The 16,853-nt window shown below is 63.4% G+C and carries 14 protein-coding genes and 1 tRNA gene; 14 read left to right on the top strand and 1 reads right to left on the bottom strand.

Features of this window, described 5'->3' with window-relative positions:
- Positions 1 to 202: 202 nt before the first annotated feature.
- Genes FJ222_08760 through mqnC form a run of 11 tightly spaced genes read left to right on the top strand, consistent with a single transcriptional unit; the run spans position 203 to position 10,844 of the window.
- Entirely contained in the window at positions 203 to 793 is a 591-nt protein-coding gene (locus FJ222_08760; GenBank protein MBM4164510.1) for an NAD(P)H-dependent oxidoreductase, read from the top strand.
- Positions 794 to 836: 43 nt separating this feature from the next.
- Positions 837 to 1,610 (top strand): hypothetical protein, encoded by a 774-nt coding sequence (locus FJ222_08755; GenBank protein ID MBM4164509.1) that lies wholly within the window; start codon positions 837 to 839, stop codon positions 1,608 to 1,610.
- A gap of 11 nt (positions 1,611 to 1,621) precedes the next feature.
- Positions 1,622 to 2,629, top strand: coding sequence for a long-chain fatty acid--CoA ligase (locus FJ222_08750; protein ID MBM4164508.1), 1,008 nt, complete (start codon positions 1,622 to 1,624; stop codon positions 2,627 to 2,629).
- Positions 2,550 to 4,619: a U32 family peptidase gene (locus tag FJ222_08745; protein MBM4164507.1), complete on the top strand. Its 2,070-nt coding sequence runs from the start codon at positions 2,550 to 2,552 to the stop codon at positions 4,617 to 4,619. Before FJ222_08750 ends, FJ222_08745 begins: the two co-directional genes overlap by 80 nt.
- Positions 4,585 to 5,916, top strand: coding sequence for an aspartate aminotransferase family protein (locus FJ222_08740; GenBank protein MBM4164506.1), 1,332 nt, complete (start codon positions 4,585 to 4,587; stop codon positions 5,914 to 5,916). The genes FJ222_08745 and FJ222_08740 overlap by 35 nt, the downstream gene beginning before the upstream one ends.
- On the top strand, positions 5,901 to 6,617 hold the full coding sequence (locus tag FJ222_08735; GenBank protein MBM4164505.1) for a hypothetical protein: 717 nt from the start codon (positions 5,901 to 5,903) through the stop codon (positions 6,615 to 6,617). Before FJ222_08740 ends, FJ222_08735 begins: the two co-directional genes overlap by 16 nt.
- Entirely contained in the window at positions 6,614 to 7,684 is a 1,071-nt protein-coding gene (locus FJ222_08730; GenBank protein MBM4164504.1) for an NAD-dependent epimerase/dehydratase family protein, read from the top strand. The genes FJ222_08735 and FJ222_08730 overlap by 4 nt, the downstream gene beginning before the upstream one ends.
- Complete coding sequence (locus FJ222_08725; GenBank protein MBM4164503.1) at positions 7,666 to 8,058, top strand: SCP2 sterol-binding domain-containing protein; 393 nt, start codon at positions 7,666 to 7,668, stop codon at positions 8,056 to 8,058. The genes FJ222_08730 and FJ222_08725 overlap by 19 nt, the downstream gene beginning before the upstream one ends.
- Positions 8,055 to 8,726 carry a hypothetical protein gene (locus FJ222_08720; GenBank protein MBM4164502.1) on the top strand — a complete coding sequence of 224 codons (672 nt, stop codon included), beginning with the start codon at positions 8,055 to 8,057 and terminating at the stop codon, positions 8,724 to 8,726. Before FJ222_08725 ends, FJ222_08720 begins: the two co-directional genes overlap by 4 nt.
- Entirely contained in the window at positions 8,720 to 9,787 is a 1,068-nt protein-coding gene (locus FJ222_08715; GenBank protein ID MBM4164501.1) for a CofH family radical SAM protein, read from the top strand. The genes FJ222_08720 and FJ222_08715 overlap by 7 nt, the downstream gene beginning before the upstream one ends.
- A complete protein-coding gene (gene mqnC / locus FJ222_08710) occupies positions 9,780 to 10,844 on the top strand; it encodes a dehypoxanthine futalosine cyclase (protein ID MBM4164500.1) in 1,065 nt (354 codons plus the stop codon). The genes FJ222_08715 and mqnC overlap by 8 nt, the downstream gene beginning before the upstream one ends.
- Here the strand turns inward: mqnC and purL are convergent.
- Entirely contained in the window at positions 10,831 to 14,706 is a 3,876-nt protein-coding gene (gene purL / locus FJ222_08705) for a phosphoribosylformylglycinamidine synthase (protein MBM4164499.1), read from the bottom strand. The two genes, mqnC and purL, sit on opposite strands and share 14 nt — an antisense overlap.
- 166 nt (positions 14,707 to 14,872) lie before the next feature.
- Here purL and FJ222_08700 point away from each other — a divergent pair.
- The 3 genes from FJ222_08700 (at position 14,873) to mutY (ending at position 16,466) form a co-directional block, all read left to right on the top strand.
- Positions 14,873 to 14,948: transfer RNA gene (locus FJ222_08700), tRNA-Ala, on the top strand.
- Between the two features lie 27 nt (positions 14,949 to 14,975).
- On the top strand, positions 14,976 to 15,317 hold the full coding sequence (locus FJ222_08695) for a zinc ribbon domain-containing protein (protein MBM4164498.1): 342 nt from the start codon (positions 14,976 to 14,978) through the stop codon (positions 15,315 to 15,317).
- Between the two features lie 33 nt (positions 15,318 to 15,350).
- On the top strand, positions 15,351 to 16,466 hold the full coding sequence (mutY, locus tag FJ222_08690) for an A/G-specific adenine glycosylase (protein MBM4164497.1): 1,116 nt from the start codon (positions 15,351 to 15,353) through the stop codon (positions 16,464 to 16,466).
- Positions 16,467 to 16,853: the final 387 nt, after the last annotated feature.

Raw genomic sequence — 16,853 nt, 5'->3', positions numbered from 1 at the left:
CCTCACTGTCGAAAAACCGCCTGTTTTCGGCCTTTTCTGGCGACTGGTCCATGGCTGCGGAGCGCGTGTAGGCGCAGGTTATCGGCGGCGACGCTCCTTAGGCGAGGATTTGGGAGCGTTGTCCGGAATGGACAAGGAAACTATAATGGTGTTACAATCACACCCGTTATCCGGGTTCGCTGAACAGCAGGAAAGGTCGGTGATGGCCGAAAGAATATATGTCGTCTCCGGTCATCCGCTGAAGGAGAGCTTCAACTGCGCTCTGGCGACGGCTTATGCGGATTCCGCTCGCGCTGCGGGGGCGGAGGTGCGGCGGGTGCATCTGGCTGATCTGCAGTTTGATCTGGTGCTGCATCATGCGTATTTACAGATCCAGGCTTTGGAGCCGGATCTGCTCAAATGCCAGAAGGATATCCGGTGGGCCACGAGGCTGGTGTTGTTTTATCCCCTCTGGTGGGGCAGCGTGCCGGCGCAGATGAAAGGCTGGATCGATCGGGTGTTTCATCCTCAGTTTGCCTTCCGCTATGCCGCTGGGGCTATGTTTCCCGATCAGTTGCTCACCGGGCGATCAGGACGGCTGGTGGTGACGATGGACAATCCCCCGTGGTGGTATGCGCTGCGATACGGCAGCCCGGACCGAAAGATGATGAAGGCGATGATGATGGAATTCTGTGGCTTTTCGCCCGTGCGGCATGTGGCCATCGGGTCTGTGAAGCTTTCGAATTTGGCGAAACGCCTGCGCTGGTTGGATGACCTGCGCGCCATCGGCCGTCAGGATGCAACGCGCGCGTAAGACCACGGTGCCCGGCGTGGCGAGGCAATCGGGGAGAAGCCCAATGAACGTGTTGTTAACATCGATCGTTCTCGGCGGAATGATGCTGAGCGCGCACGCCGCTGAGACAGCCCAGGCGGTCTCATCCACAACGGAAAATCTCCTTGAAAAGGCCGACCGGCTGCAGGCGCAGTTTAAGGATGCTGAGGCGCTGCCCCTTTACCGCGAAATCCAGAAGCAGAATCCGGAAGCGTATGAACCGTTGCTGAAACTCTGCCGCTGTCTTAACAATGTGGGAGAGGATGCGGCGGATCGCGGAGAGCCTTTCTTTGCCGAGGCGGTGACGCTTGGGCGGGCGCTGTGCGAACAGTTTCCGGATCGTAAGGAGGGGCATTTCGAACTGGCTGCCGCCGTCGGCAATCTGAGCGGCTTCAAAGGAGGCCAGGATAAGGTGAAGCTGGCGAAGGAGATTGCAGGCCACGCCCAGCGGGCCATTGATCTGTATCCGGCCTGGTCTTACGGCTATTCGGTGCTCGGCGTCTATCACCGCGAAGCGGCATCGGTGAACGGGTTTCTGAAATTTCTCGCCAATCAATTTCTGGACGGGGCGCCCCAGGGCAGCATCGCCGAGTCGGAGACCTGCCTGCTGAAGGCGGTCGAACGCGACCCCGAGGCGATCTATCCGCGTTATCAGCTCGGTCTGACGTTGGTGTTGAGCAAGAAGAAGGATGAGGCGCTCGCGCAATTCCGCTCGGTCGTCAGCCTGCCGGTGAAAGACCATCAGGATGCCCGTCACCAGATACTGGCCCAAAAGCAGATTCAAAAACTGGCCAAGTGAGCCTGGCACCTATGATACCGATTGCCCAACGGTTGAATTGCCTCAACTGGCATGCGGACCCCGAAACGGGATCGCCGTTCTGGATCGCCTTTTTTGCCGGCCGCCCGGAGCTGCTGGAGGCGGTGGCTGAGAACCCCCTGACTGCGGGGCTGATGGCCGTGAAGGCGCTGCGCGAACAGCCGCTGGAGCGGTTTGTGTCCAAGGGCGTGCTGGCTCGCAACGGACGTCTGATCACGGGTGAAACCTCCGGTTTCTCGGGGTCGCCCGTGCTGACCGTGTATCAGGAGCCGGAGTTTGAGGCCGGGTTTGTTGATCCCTTTCTAACACGCGCCGCGCAGATCGGGTTTCCGGTCAACCGCAGATGGCTGTGGGCGGGCCCCTGCGGACCCCATATCATCGGCAAGGCCGTTCATGCGATTCTGGCGAAGGTCGGCGGCATGGATCCATACAGCATCGATTTTGATCCGCGCTGGTATCGCCGTCTGGAGGAGGGGTCGATGTCGCGGCAACGTTATTTCGCCCACGTGGAAGAACAGGTGTGGCGCCTGGCTTCGACCCAGAAAATCGAGGTGATCTTTTCAACCCCGCCGGTGATTGCGAAGCTGGCGGAATCGCTCCCCGAAACCGTCCGTCTCGCGATCGAGGGCATTCATTACGGCGGCCTTTCGATCTCCGCAACCGACTATGCCTGGTTTCGCGAACGCTTTCCGCGCGCCGTCCACCTGTCGGGTTATGGCAATTCGCTCTTTGGGATGTTCCCTGAAATCGGTTGTGGCCCCGAAGGCATTGAGTATGGCACGGAATCACACCGGGTGGATATCCAGGTGGTGGAACCGGCGGGCGAGGATGGCTGGCGTGTGTGCGAAGCCGGGACGGCTGGGCGCGTCATGATGTCGCGTTATGACGAATCCGTCCTGCTGCTGAACCTGCTGGAGCGTGATGTGGCCGTCCGAACCGATCGCGGCATCCGTAATCCGCATCCCGTCGAACGCCAGAAACCGCTGCAGGTCATTTATTAGCCTTCAAAAAGATCACCCGATGCAGGCAATCCGCATAAAAAAACCCGAGCTGTTGGCCCCCGCAGGCAAGGAAGAGGTCGTGTGGGCCGCGATCGAGGCGGGCGCCGACGCCGTCTATCTGGCCGGCAAAAATTTCAACATGCGCCGGCACCGCGCGGATTTTAATTTCACAGCCGAAGCGCTCGAACGATCCGTAACGTTCGCCCATGCGCGCAACCGCACACTCTATGTCACCGTCAATACCCTCGTGGGCACGTCTGAGGTGGACCTGCTCCGCGACTACCTCCTGTATCTGGATGCGCTGGGAGTGGACGCCCTCATTGTCCAGGATCTGGCGGTGGTGGCGCTGCACCGGTCGCTCGGCCTGAAGGTGCCGTTGCACGCCAGCACCATGATGAATGTGGGCGCCCCCGATGCCGCGACGTTTCTCGCGAGGCACGGGTTCACCCGGGTGGTCACCTCCCGCGACATCACCCTCGATGACGTGCGCCGGATCCGGGAGACAACCGGTGTGGAGGTGGAGTATTTCATCCATGGCGATATGTGCGCCGCGCAGTCGGGCCAGTGTTTTCAGAGCGGCCTGATATTCGGCAAGAGCGGCAACCGCGGGCAGTGCATGAAGCCCTGCCGGTGGAAGTACGACCTGATGTCGGGCGCGGCCGCAGATCAGCCGGTCCTATCGGGCGTTCATCTCCTGGCGGCCAAGGACATGTGCCTGATCCAGCAGATCCCGGAATTGGTCCGTGCCGGTGTGGATGCGCTCAAGATCGAAGGACGGATGCGCCCGGCCCCCTTTGTTGCGGATTTGGTTCGCCTCTACCGAAACGCCATTGACCGCTACTGTGACAATCCTCTGGCGCAATCCCGCACGCTTCCGGAAATCGCCGACATGCAGCAGAGCCGTGTCCGAAATCTGACCACCGGCTTTGCCTTCAACGCCCCCGACTCCCGGTACATGGACCTCGATGGCGAACGCGAGCCGGTTTTTTTGTCGTACGCGGGAACCCTGCCGACGCTTCAGTCGGATGCGCCTCCCTTTTTACCGTATTCAGGACCCGGACTGAATGGCATTCCGGATAGGCCGATCGAGCTCACGGTCTTCGCGGGAACGCGGACGCAGGCCGACGCGGCCGCGCCGTTTGCCGACAACTTGGTTCTGTGCTGGGAGGGCGACCTCCAGTCTGGATCCCACTGGGATCTCACCGCTATCAGCGATCTTGCCAGCCGGTGCAAGCAGGCCAATAAACGGCTGTTGCTGGCGTCGCCCCGAATCATCACGGAACGGGAAGCCCGAGAATGGCGCCTGGTTGCCGCAGCGCTGGCGGAGGAGCTCGCGGGTTTCTCGGTGACCTCGATCGCCGCGCTGGAAGGCGTGCGCGGTCTCGGCAAACCGCTGTGGGGCGAGGCTTCGCTGAATGTGCTCAACCCGGAGGCCCTGCGGTTTCTGGCCGGCGAAGGCATCTCGCGTCTGCTGCCGGCGCTGGAGTGCGGGTTCGAGGATCTGACCCTGCTGGCGGATCACGGATTAACCCCCTTTCTGGAACTGCCCGTTCAGGGACCGCTTGTCGCCATGATCCTGGAACACTGTTTGGTGGGCATGGCGTTGCAGGGAATCAGCAAACGCGAAATCTGCCGGATGCCGTGCGCCATCGACACGTTTTACCTGCGCGATGCCCGCGGCACGGTGCGGCGAATCTGCACCGACACCTACTGCCGCAATCACATCCTGATGGAAAACGATCTGTGCCTGTTGTCGGCCGTGCCGGCCCTGATGTCGCTGCGTCCGGCCTCTTTTCGCATCGATGCGCGTCTGGCGGACCCCGCAACGCTTCCAGCGTGCCTGGTCGCTTACCGCAAAGCCATGGCCGGTGATCCCACTGGAGCGGCCGAATTTTCCGCCGCGCATCCCGGCCAGCCTTTCAACCGGGGTGCCTACCCCAAGGGGATTATCCACGATGTCGAGAAGTCCATCACCAGCTTTGAACGGTAGGACGGATCCCTTGCCAAACTCGGACGCCCCCGCCGCACGGCTGCTCGCGCTCAAGCAGGATTATCTGATCCCGTGTGTCAACCACTTTTACCGCAATCCTCCGGTGTTTGTCCGCGGCGAGATGCAGTACCTGGTGGATACCGAGGGCAAACGCTACCTCGATTGCTACAGCGGCGTCACGGTGATGAATTGCGGACATTGCAATCCGGCGATCACGGAGCCCGCCATTGAGCAGATCCGCACGTTGCAGCACACCACCTCGATCTATCTGACCTCACCCATGCTCGAACTCGCGCGGGATTTGATCGGCTTTATCAACGGATCACTCCAGCGGGTCTTCTTCGTCAATTCCGGGTCGGAAGCCAATGAGGGCGCGTTGCTGCTCGCTCGGCTGCACACCGGCAGATCCGGTTTCATCGCCATACGCGGGGGTCTCCATGGCCGGACGCATCTGACGATGAGCCTGACCGGCGTGCCGATGTGGCAGACCGATCCCGTTCCGTCACCCGCCGCCCGTTTGGCACCGCGCCCCCACTGCGCACAATGCGAGCTTGGGAAAGAACCCAAAACCTGCAAGTTTGCCTGCGCCGTCGCGCTCGCCGAGCAGATCGATCCCGACACCGCAGCGGTGATTCTGGAGCCCATCCAAGGCAATGGCGGCATCATTGTCCCCCCGGACGGCTATTTCCACCGTCTGCGCGAGATCACCCGCGAGCACGGTGTCCTGCTCATCTTTGATGAGATTCAGACCGGGTTTGGCCGCACCGGATCCGACTTCGCTTTCCAGCATCTGGGCGTCGAACCCGACATCCTGACGCTGGCCAAGGCGCTCGGCAATGGCTTTCCAATCGGCGCCTTCTGCACCACCGAACGCATCGCCGCGAACTACACGAAGCCGGGCGCCTCCACAACCGGGGGCAATGCGGTGTCGGCTACCGCCGCCCGGCAGGTGCTGCGCTACCTGCGCGAGCACGATCTCCCCCGACGCGCCGCTGAACTGGGTGGACTGCTGCGGCAGCGGTTTGAGGCTATTGCGCAATCCGTCTGCGGCGTCCGTGAAGTCCGGGGGCGCGGGCTGATGCAGGCGATGGAGCTGGGCAGCGCCACCCACCCCATGACCGCCGAGACCGATGCCATCCTGGAAGCCATGAAGGATCGAGGTTTTCTCATCGGCAAGACCGGCCTCATGCGCAACACCGTGACCGTTATGCCGCCGCTCGTGATTACCGAGGCCGAGGTCGCCGCGTTGGCCGATCAACTCGAACAGGTGATGGGGGCTCTATGCGGTTGGGCATGATTCGCTATTTGAATGCGATCCCCTTTCACTACGGGTTATCGCCTGAGGTGGAACTCATCAAGGATGTGCCTGCGGCCCTTGCCGTTCGCATGGCTGCTGGTGAATTTCATGCCTCGCTGGTGCCTGCCGCTGCCTTCATCCAAGAGGGCCGATCGCTCGGCTGGTCTCGCGTCGAGGGCTTGGGCATCGCCTCCGCCGGCCGCGTCGGGTCTGTCTACATCCGATCCACCGTCCCCCCCTCAGAAATCCGCACCTTGCGGCTTTCGGCCGAGTCCCGCACCTCCAATCTGCTGGCTCAGATCATTCTTCGCCGCCGCTATCGCTCGTCGCCGCACATCATCCAGCCCGCCGCATGCACAACGGCGGTGGAGAGCGAGGTCATCATCGGCGATGTCGCCCTCGGCCATGTGACGTCGGCTGGCGAAACCCTCATTGACCTCGGCCGGGAATGGCTGCTGCTAACGGGCCTGCCCGTGGTCTTTGCGGTCGTGGTCGGCCAGGACCTCGCCGCCGCCCGCGCCGTTGAGGCGCTGCTCACGCCCGTGGTTGCCCGGAATCTGGCCCACGTAGATACGATGCTCACAGCGCTCAACCTGATCCGTCATCGCGATTATTTCTCCCGCCTACAATTTCATCTCAACGCCAGCCACGAGGCTGCGTTGCACACGTTCGCCGCCCTGCTGGAGGACGAGGGCTTATGATGCGGCATCTCTTTGTCACCGGCGCGACCGGCCTGGTGGCCGCCTATTTTCTCGCGGAACTCCTGCGGCGTCACCCAGACATTCGCGTCTCCGCTTTGATTCGCGCCGATACGGTCCCGCACGCCCGCCGCCGTCTTCGCACACTCGGCCAGCACTTTGGCGACGACCAGCTCTTTGACCGCATAACCCCTGTCGTGGGGGATCTCCTGAAGACAGACCTGGGCCTGAATCCGGCTCTCGCGACCGGATTGCGCGCCGAGGTCACCGACATCCTCCATTGCGGCGCAACCGTTGCCTTTCTCAACTCAGCCGACCAAACCACCACCCGGACGAACCGGGACGGCACGATCAACCTCCTCCGGTGGGGATCGCCCCAGGCCCGCTTCTTTCATGTCAGCACCGCCTATGTTGCGGGGGACTGGCAGGGTGACTTCCCCGAGACCGCGCTGGATCTCGGCCAACGGGCCAGAAACGATTACGAGGCCAGCAAGTTCAGCGCCGAACTGTCGGTGCGCGCCCATTTTTCCGATGATCCCTCGCGTCTGACCATCTTCCGCCCCTCCATCGTGCTGGGTGAATACGCATCGGGGCGAACACTTCAATTTGGCACATTCTACGAGGTTATCGCACGGCTGCATGTGATTCGCCGGCGATTCGGAAAAACCCTGCTGTCGCTGAACCAGGACGAATCGGCCTGTCAAAACTTTATCCCGGTCGATCACGTCGCTGAACAAATGAACGATGTCTTTGAAAATCCGGAAAACTGGGGTAAAACGTATCACCTCGTCAATCCCCAACCGACCCTCATGGGAGACCTGATGCGACTCAGCCAAAACTACTTTGGCCTGGAGATCCGGCCGCGTCAGCCCACGGAGCCAACGTCGCCGGCCGCCCGCCTCTTCACCAAATCCCTCGCGGCCTATCTCCCCTATTTCACGGGCGCAGCCCGTTTTGGCACGACCAATCGCGACGGCCTGCCCTCGGCCAGACCGTGCCCGCTGGACGCCCGCTATTTTCACGCGCTGGCGGATTACTTGGCCGGCCAAGGATGGAGCATGCGGAAATGACGACGAATTGTGAAACGTACTTCACCCGCTTTCTCGCGTCGCAGATGCACCGCGATCTGCTGGACGGCTACGCCGGTCTTTCAACCACGTTCCGGATTGCCTTCCGGGACACCGGAAAATCGTGGTCTCTGACGCTGGAGCGGGGGCAGATTCGTTCGCTGGCTTCGGATTCTTCAAACCCGTGCCGGGTGGTCTTTCTCGTGGACGAACCGGTGTTTCTCGATCTGATCGCCGGGCGCATCTCCCCGCAAAATGCCTTCTTCCAGCGCCGCACCGACATTCAGGGGAACTGGGTCGAGGGGATGAAGCTCGCCCGCATTCTCGGCCTGTTCTTTGAGAAACACCCCTATCCTGGCCCGGAACCCGAAGCATGAACACACCCGAATGGAGCGCGGAGAAACTTCGCATTGACGTGGAACCCGGGCTGGACATCGGCATGACGCTCGGCTATCCCGAATTTCCGCTGCGCGACCGGCTCATTGTCATCTTTCCGCCACATCCGAGTCTCGGCGGCGACTCCGCCAACAACGTGGTCGAAGCGGTCTTCGCCGCCGCCCTCGCTAGTGGCCGAATGGCGGTCAAGCTCAACTACCGGGGGACGGAGACCGGCGTCATCCGGAGTGAATCCGCGCTGACGGTGTGGGACCGAATGGAAGCGGCGACTGATTACGCCGTCGTCTATTCGGATTCCGCCAGCCTGGTGGCGCGGGCTCTGGAAGCGGCCGGTCCGGTGGATCAGGTGGTCTTCGTCGGCTATTCGTTCGGCGCCTATGCGGCGCTGGAGACGGCCGCGAGGACGGGCGTGCGCCGGGTGGTGGGGATTTCCCCCCCGCTGTTGTCACATCCGTTTGCGGATCGGCTGGCGCCGGGCCTGCATGCCGTTTTTCTGTCGGGCGCGAACGATCCATTCTGCCCCATTGGGGCGTTGCGCGGCTTGGCGGGCGCCGCGTGTTCCATTGTGGAATTGGCGGTGGACGATCATTTCTATCGGGGCGATGAGCCGCGCGTCGCCCGGGCCGCACTTCAGGAGGCATTATGTTGAGACGCATTCAGGAAACGGTTGCGGCGCGGGAGCGCATCACTCCCGCGCAGGCCCTCTGGCTGCTGCGAGACGCCGACCTCATGGATCTGGCCGAGCTGGCCAGCCTGCGGCGGCGTCACTGGGTGGGCGAACGCGCTTTTTACCAGTATAACTTCAACGTCAATCACACCAATATTTGCGGCAACAAATGCAAGCTGTGCGCCTTCTACCGCGATGAGGCGAAGGGCTATACGCTGACCCCCGAAGACGTTGGCGAAGCGGTCGCAACGGTCCATGCACGCGGCGTCGATGAGGTGCATGTCGTGGGCGGACTCAATGATAAGATGCCCTATTCCTACTATCTGAATCTGGTCAAGGCGATCAAGTCGGTCTCTCCTTCCATCCACATCCAAGGCTTTACGGCGGTGGAAATCGATTTCTTTGCCACGCTTAAAGGCAGCAGCTCATTGGATGTTCTCACCGAGTTCATGGATGCGGGGCTGGATTCCCTTCCGGGTGGTGGCTCGGAAATCTTCTCCGAACGGGTGCGCGCGCTCATCTGCGAGAACAAGGCCCCGGCCGAGGTCTGGCTGCGCATCCACGAGGAGGCCCATCAGCTCGGCATGACCTCCAACGCCACCATGCTCTATGGCCATGTCGAGACCGACGAGGAGATCATCGACCATCTGGAGCGTCTCCGCAGGGTTCAGGATCGCACCCGCGGATTTCGCGCGTTTGTTCCGCTTAAATTCTTCCCGAAAAACACCGAGCTGGGCGCGGGCGGACGCGCATCCAGCGGCGTGTTCGACGCGCGGCTCCTTGCCACCGCTCGCCTCTTTCTCGATAATTTTCCGCATCTCAAATCGTTGTGGATGATCTACGGCTACAAGGGCGCGCAAGTCGGACTCGCCTTCGGCGCCGACGACATCGGAGGCACCTATTTTGACGAAACCATCGTGCATGCTGCGGGCGCCCAGACGCCCAAAAGCCTGACCGAAGCGGAGATCTGTGGACTGCTTCAACGCGCGGGCCGCACGCCCGTCAAGGTCAACAGCGGCTACCAGGGGGTCACTTATGGATGAGCGCGTCTATGAGAAGGCGCTGGCCGGCGAACGACTCACGCCCGCCGAGGGGCTGGCACTCTTCGCCTGGGATCTTTCGGATTTGGGGCGGCTCGCCCAAGCCGCCCGACAACGCCACAATCCGGGCCGAATCGTCACGTTTGTGGTCGATCTGAATCTTAACCTGACCAATGTCTGCGCGCATGAATGCGCCTTCTGCGCATTCTGGCGGAAGGAGGGCAGCCCCGACGCCTATCTGCTGTCTGATCAGGAAATTGCAAACGCCGTCGCTGCGGCAGTCTCTGCGGGCGCGTCGCAGGTGATGATCCAGGGCGGCGTCCACCCGGGCCTGAGCATCTCCGATTATGAGCGTATCTTGCGGATGCTGCGGCTGGCGCATCCGCAGCTTGCGCTCCACGTGCTCTCGCCAACCGAGATCGCCGGTCTCGCGCGCGCCGACACGCTCACCATCCGAGACACGCTGACGCGCCTGCGGGCGGCGGGAATGGATTCGTTGCCGGGCGGCGGCGCCGAAATACTCGTGGACCGCGTGCGCAACCGGGTCAGCCCCCGCAAGATCTCTGCCTGCGGCTGGCTCGATGTCATGGAAACAGCCCATCAGATGGGCATGCGATCAACCGCAACCATGATGTTTGGCTGCATTGAAACACACGCGGAACGCATCGACCACCTCGACAAAATCCGCGCCCTTCAGGATCGCACCGGCGGGTTCCGGGCCTTCATTCCGTGGACGTTTTTGCCGGCCAACACCCGGCTCGCAGAGGTGCCGCGCGCCGGAGGCCTGGATTATCTCCAGACCCTGGCGATCTCCCGCATTTACCTCGACAATATCCAGCACATCGCCACGGGCTGGCTTACCGAAGGAATCGAGGTTGCGCAGCTTGGCTTGTTCCTGGGAGCCGACGATTTTGGCGGGACGCTGTCACGCGAGGAGGTGATTCGCTCGGCTGGCGGCGGCGCCGATGCCTCCCGGCAGGAAATTGAACGCGCCATCCGTCTCGCCGGATTTTTCCCAGCGAGACGGAACACCGGCTACGAAATCATCACGGACGGCTGACCCCACGCTGAACGCCGCACGCGAATGCGTGGGCATTGCGGAACATCCGCATCCACGGTCCGGCCTCGCCGGTAAACACCCCGTCCGGCTTGTACGAGAGCTGAACCGAGCGGAACCCGCGCTCGGGGTGCGGCATCATGATCGTCGCCCGTCCGTCAGGGGTGGTGAACCCCGTCAGCCCGCCCGCCGATCCGTTGGGGTTCCACGGATAACGCTCGGTCGGCCGACCGCAGCCATCCACGAAACGCAGCGCGCCTGCGGCCGATCCAGCGTCTGCTGGCGAATCGAAGACCGCAAGCCCCTCGCCATGGGCCACGGCGATCGGCACGCGCGAGCCGGCCATGCCCCGGAGCAGGACCGATGGTGAATCCAGGACCTCCACCGTCGCATAGCGCGCCTCGAATTGCTCCGAGACATTGCGCCGGAACTGAGGCCACTGCGCTGCGCCGGGGATGATCGCCTTGAGCTGCGAAACCATCTGACATCCGTTGCAGACGCCCAGCGTAAACGTGTCGGGCCGCTTGAAGAACGCCCCGAACATCTCCATCATCCGCGCGTTAAACAGAATGCTCCTCGCCCACCCCGAACCGGCGCCCAGCACGTCGCCGTAGGAGAAGCCGCCGCAAGCGACGAGCCCGCTAAATGCGCTCAGATCGGTCCGGCCCGTTAACAGGTCGGTCATGTGAACATCGCACGCATCAAAGCCCGCGAGGCTGAAGGCGGCGGCCATCTCGACATGACCGTTGACCCCCTGCTCGCGCAGCACGGCCAGACGCGGCTTCTCCCGGAGCGTCACCGTGGAGGGACTGTCATCGGGCCGATAGGTCAGGTGGACGTTGATTCCGGGGTCGTCCGCATCACTGCCGTTGTCATATTCCTGACGGGCGCACTCGGGATTGTCACGCAGCGCCTGCATCCGGAACGTCAGCGCCGACCACGTTGACCGCAGCCGGGTGATGTCGGTCGCCACGGCCCGCGTGCGCGCGGCGGAAAGGGTGAACGAGCGGTCCGCGACCGGCTCGCCGATGACGTGGGTCATGGCCCCCAGACCGTGCCGGGCGAGAACGCCGCAAACCGTTTCGACACGGGGCGCGGCGACCTGCAGCACGGCTCCGAGTTCCTCGCTGAACAGAGCTTCGATGGCGCTCCGTCCGGGAAGTTCAGCACGCAGTCCGCACCCGCCGGTCATCGCCATCTCGGCCAGAGTCACGGCCACGCCGCCGTCAGACCGGTCGTGATAAGCCAGCAGCAACCCCTCCGCCACCAGCTCCTGCATCGCGTCGAAGAAGGCGCGCAACGCCACGGGCGAATCGCAGTCGGGCGCGTCATCGCCGACCTGGTTATACACCTGCGCCAGGGCGCTTGCGCCCAGGCGGTTGCGGCCGGCTCCGAGGTCTATGAGCAGCAGCCGACTCGGTCCCGGCTTGAGATCCGGCGTCACCGTCTTGCGCACGTCAACAACCGGCGCAAAGGCGCTAACGATCAGACTGAGCGGGGCGACCTGGCGGTGAACCGCACCCGCAGCGTCCGCCCACACCGTACGCATGGAAAGCGAATCCTTGCCGACCGGAATCGACACGCCGAGCGCAGGACAAAAGTCGATCCCCACGGCCTTGACCGTGTCAAACAAAGCCGCATCCTCGCCCGCCTCGCCGCAGGCGCACATCCAGTTGGCCGAGAGCTTGATGGCACCGATCGGGCCGATCGCCGCGCCGGCGCAGTTGGTGATGGCCTCCCCCACCGCCAGCCGTCCCGAGGCTGGCGCATTGATGAGCGCCACCGGGGTCCGTTCGCCCGTCGCCATGCAGGCGCCCGTGAACGCGGTGTAGCCGTGGGCCGTCACCGCGCAATCCGCCGCGGGCAATTGATAACGCCCCACCATCTGGTCCCGGCAGACCAGGCCGGTGACGGAGCGGTCGGCGATGGTGATCAGAAACGTCTTGTCGGCCACTGCCGGAAGCTGCAACACCCGATCGAGCGCGTCGCAGGGCCGGACGTGCGCCAGGTCGAGCGGCACGGCGGATGGGACGGCGCGCGTCACGTCGCGCACCATCCGCGGCGGCTTGCCCAGCAGGACGCTGACATCCATGTCAATCGGCCGGTCGCCAAAGTGCTCGTCCTCCAGGATCAGCCGCCGATCGTCACGCGTCACGCCGATGAATGCGGCAGGACAGCGCTCGCGGGCACACACCTGCTCGAACCACGCACGGTTTTCAGCCCGAATGGCCAGGACATACCGCTCCTGCGCCTCGCAGCACCAAATCTCCATGGGCTTCATCGAGGGTTCTTCATTATGAACCGCGCGCAACTGAAACGTCGCGCCGGTGGCTTCAACCAGCTCCGGGCATCCGTTGGACAGTCCGCCGGCGCCGATGTCGTGAATGCTGAGGATCGGATTCCCATCGCCCATCGCCGTGCAGGCGTCGATCACCTCTTGGCAGCGGCGCTCCATCTCGGCATTGCCGCGCTGCACCGAATCAAAGTCGAGCGCCTCGTCATTGCTGCCCGTGACCATGGACGACGCCGCGCCGCCGCCCAGCCCGATCCGCATCGCCGATCCGCCAAGCTGCACGATCAGCGCACCCGGCGGAACCGGCTTTTTCCACACATGACTGCGGCGGATGCTGCCCATGCCGCCCGCCAGCATGATCGGCTTGTGATAGCCCCGGTGGCGGCCGGCAACACGATCCTCATACGTGCGGAAGAACCCCGTCAATTGGGGCCGGCCGAACTCGTTGCCGAACGCCGCGCCGCCCAGCGGTCCCTCGGTCATGATCGCCAGCGGTGAAGCCAGCCGACGCGGAAACTCGGCAATCTCCCGCTCCCAAGGCATCACATAACCCGGGATACGGAGGTTGGAGACCATGAACCCCGAAAGGCCCGCCCGGCTCTTACTCCCCGTGCCGGTGGCCGCCTCGTCTCGAATCTCGCCGCCGACGCCGGTCGCCGCCCCGGGAAACGGCGAGATCGCCGTCGGATGGTTATGCGTCTCCACCTTCATCAGCAGGTCCATCTGATCGGCATGAAAGCCGTAGCAACGTGTCCGGGGATCGATCCAGAAGGCGTCGACCGCAAACCCCTCCGCCACACCCGAGTTGTCCGAATACGCAACGAGCGTTCCCTGCGGATGGCACGCGTGGGTGTGCTTGATCATCTTGAAGAGGGAGAGCTCCTCGGCATGGCCATCCACCACCCAGGCGGCGTTGAAGATCTTGTGACGGCAATGCTCGGAGTTCACCTGGCCGAACATCACCAGCTCGGTGTCGGTGGGGTTGCGTCCGCCGCGTGTGTAATTCTCGCAGAGATAGTCCATCTCGTCGTCGCTCAGCGCCAGTCCCATGCCGACGTTGGCCTCTTCCAGCGCGGCACGGCCGCGGCCGAGCACATCGAACGAACGGCCGGGAGCTGGCGGAGGATGGGCAAAGCAATCGCCCAGATCGGCATAAACGCCCTCGGTCATCCGATCGTGCAATGCGTGGAGGACCGGCCGCAACCGCTCGCACGGCACCTCGCGTCCGCCCGCGCGGACGACCAGACGCACGGCGCGCTCGACCCGCCGCACCGCCGTCAGCCCGCAGTTGGCAAAGATGTCGGTCGCCTTCGAAGACCACGGCGATATCGTCCCCTTGCGCGGCGAGATATAAACACCACCCGCCGCCGGAGCCGTCGCCGACGCGCCAAGCAAGGCTTGCGCCTGGGCCAGGGCCGAGGCGTCCAAAGTCCGATGCAGGTCTAGAAGATACACAAACACCGCCTCGACGGCGACCCCGTCGTCCAGGCCATCGACCCCTTGCCGAATGACGTCCTTCAGCGCCTCCAGCCGAAACGCGGAAAACGCCGCGCACCCTTCAAGCATCATCATAACGCACCGCCCGTGTCCCAAAAAAATCGCAGAGGGGCGTATTTTGACATTCGGATACCCGGAAAGCAAGAGTAACTCATTCGTTGAAGAAAATATGCGGTTGACAGAACGGCCGTCCGCATGATTTAATGTCGCCCGTTTCACCCGTCACGGGATCTCTTGGTGTGGGGGTATAGCTCAGTTGGTAGAGCGCTTGAATGGCATTCAAGAGGTCAGGAGTTCGACCCTCCTTACCTCCACCACTTTATAAGATTTGAAACAGATGCCCCATGCCGACCTACGAATATTGTTGCCCCGCTTGCGGCACGTTTGATGTGTTCCAAAGCATGAAGGACAATCCGCTCAAGGTTTGCCCCAAATGCAAGAGCCGTAAGATCCGGCGCCAGATCAGCCGCGGTGCCGGCATCATTTTCAAGGGCAGCGGATTTTATCAGACCGATTACCGCAGCGCCGGCTATCACTCGGATGTCAAGGCCGACACCGCCGCAAAAGCGGCCGGTTCCGACGCGCCCAAAACCGACACCGCCGCAAAAGCCCCCGGTTCCCCAGCACCCAAGACCGACAGCGCTCCGGCGAAGACCGGAACGGGCAAGACCCCGGCGGATAAGTGACCGAGACCCCCAGTGGGGCGCGCGTGAGATCTCATGAAGTGCAGGTGCCCTGGTGTGAGCAACGACGTGTTTGATCCGACCCTCCTGACCCGCGCCCTGCTCGCCTGGTACCGCGCCAATCGCCGCGAAATGCCGTGGCGCGGACATCCCGACCCCTATGCCGTCTGGGTCAGCGAAATCATGCTGCAACAGACGCAGGTCGACACCGTGCGACCCTTTTTTGCCCGTTTCATGGCCCGCTTCCCCGCTGTCGCCAGCCTTGCCGCAGCCCCGGATGACGCGCTCCTCAAACCGTGGGAAGGTCTGGGCTATTACGCGCGGGCACGCAATCTGCGCAAGGCCGCGCAGATCATCCTCAACCGCCACGACGGAAAACTGCCACAGACACTGGCTGAACTGGCCGCGCTGCCGGGGATCGGGCCCTACACCGCCGCCGCCATCTCCAGCATCTGCTTCGGCGTGTGCGAGCCCGTGGTGGATGGCAATGTGGCGCGCGTCTTCTCGCGCTTCTGGCTGCTCGCCGATGACTTTCGGAAACCCGGACCGCGCGCGGTGCTGGCCGATCGGCTGCGTCCGGCGATCACCGGATGCGGCGCCCCCGGCGACTTCAACCAGGCCATCATGGAACTCGGCGCACTCATCTGCACACCGCGTTCGCCTGCGTGCGAAGCGTGCCCGCTTCACCCGGCATGCGCAGCGGCCGCCACGGGTCGGCAATGCGACTTCCCGGTCAAACCCGTAGCTGCGGCGCTTCCCGAGCGCCATGCCGTCGGATTTATCTTGCGTGACGCCCGCAACCGCGTTCTGCTGGTACGCCGCGACAGCGCCGGCCTTCTCGGAGGCCTCTGGGAACTTCCCGGCGGGGAGATCCCCCTCACGCACACACCCGCAGCCGCCGCCCGCCTGGTGCGCCGACAAACCGGCCTCGCGCCCGCCGCTATCCGGCCTGCGGGCGCGATCAGCCACACATTCTCCCACTTCCGCCTCCGGCTCAGCCTCTACACGGCGACCCTCCCCTCGGGCCGCATCTCCCCCGGCCTGCGCGAGCACGTCCACTGGTCGCCCCTGCCCTCCGCGCTCCCGCTCACCACCGCCGCGCGCCGCGCGCTGGCGGCCGGCGTCCCGCTGAAGAGAAAAGCTGAAAACTGAAAGCTGAAAAACTGAAAGCTGAAAAGCGGGTTCAGGGAATGCACGCAGCGCGGCAGGGCGGCGGCGTCTCGCCGCGCCGAAAGACAAAGGGAATGCGCGAGGCGGGGACTGTGAGTTGTCAGTATTCCCTTTGCATTCCGATAGCGATCAACGCCTTGATCCATTTGCCTGCGGCGCGGCGGGACGCCGCCACCCTACCCGCTTCGCGCACCCACGCAGCCACACACTGTCGCACACCCCCTGTCGCTGACCGACCACCGGGGCGCATCCCCGTTTCACTGACCTGTCAAGCGGGCGATCCTGTGGACAGCCCTGTGACGTGGGCTAGCGCCCCGGCCGACGCGGCAGCGGTGGCGCGGGACGTATCGGACCGCGCAGACGGTGTGA

This window comes from Lentisphaerota bacterium (genome assembly GCA_016873675.1).
In the GTDB taxonomy this organism is placed as follows: domain Bacteria; phylum Verrucomicrobiota; class Kiritimatiellia; order RFP12; family JAAYNR01; genus VGWG01.
This window is presented reverse-complemented; position numbering and strand designations above follow the sequence as displayed.

Bases quoted from the DNA above. Each gene is read 5' to 3' on its own strand.
- FJ222_08755 (MBM4164509.1), top strand. From the start codon at position 837: ATGAACGTGTTGTTAACATCGATCGTTCTCGGCGGAATGATGCTGAGC.
- purL (MBM4164499.1), bottom strand. From the start codon at position 14,706: ATGATGATGCTTGAAGGGTGCGCGGCGTTTTCCGCGTTTCGGCTGGAG.
- FJ222_08715 (MBM4164501.1), top strand. From the start codon at position 8,720: ATGTTGAGACGCATTCAGGAAACGGTTGCGGCGCGGGAGCGCATCACT.
- FJ222_08730 (MBM4164504.1), top strand. From the start codon at position 6,614: ATGATGCGGCATCTCTTTGTCACCGGCGCGACCGGCCTGGTGGCCGCC.
- FJ222_08760 (MBM4164510.1), top strand. From the start codon at position 203: ATGGCCGAAAGAATATATGTCGTCTCCGGTCATCCGCTGAAGGAGAGC.
- FJ222_08725 (MBM4164503.1), top strand. From the start codon at position 7,666: ATGGAGCATGCGGAAATGACGACGAATTGTGAAACGTACTTCACCCGC.
- FJ222_08750 (MBM4164508.1), top strand. From the start codon at position 1,622: ATGATACCGATTGCCCAACGGTTGAATTGCCTCAACTGGCATGCGGAC.
- FJ222_08695 (MBM4164498.1), top strand. From the start codon at position 14,976: ATGCCGACCTACGAATATTGTTGCCCCGCTTGCGGCACGTTTGATGTG.
- FJ222_08745 (MBM4164507.1), top strand. From the start codon at position 2,550: ATGTGGCCGTCCGAACCGATCGCGGCATCCGTAATCCGCATCCCGTCG.
- FJ222_08735 (MBM4164505.1), top strand. From the start codon at position 5,901: ATGCGGTTGGGCATGATTCGCTATTTGAATGCGATCCCCTTTCACTAC.
- mutY (MBM4164497.1), top strand. From the start codon at position 15,351: ATGAAGTGCAGGTGCCCTGGTGTGAGCAACGACGTGTTTGATCCGACC.
- FJ222_08720 (MBM4164502.1), top strand. From the start codon at position 8,055: ATGAACACACCCGAATGGAGCGCGGAGAAACTTCGCATTGACGTGGAA.
- FJ222_08740 (MBM4164506.1), top strand. From the start codon at position 4,585: ATGTCGAGAAGTCCATCACCAGCTTTGAACGGTAGGACGGATCCCTTG.
- mqnC (MBM4164500.1), top strand. From the start codon at position 9,780: ATGGATGAGCGCGTCTATGAGAAGGCGCTGGCCGGCGAACGACTCACG.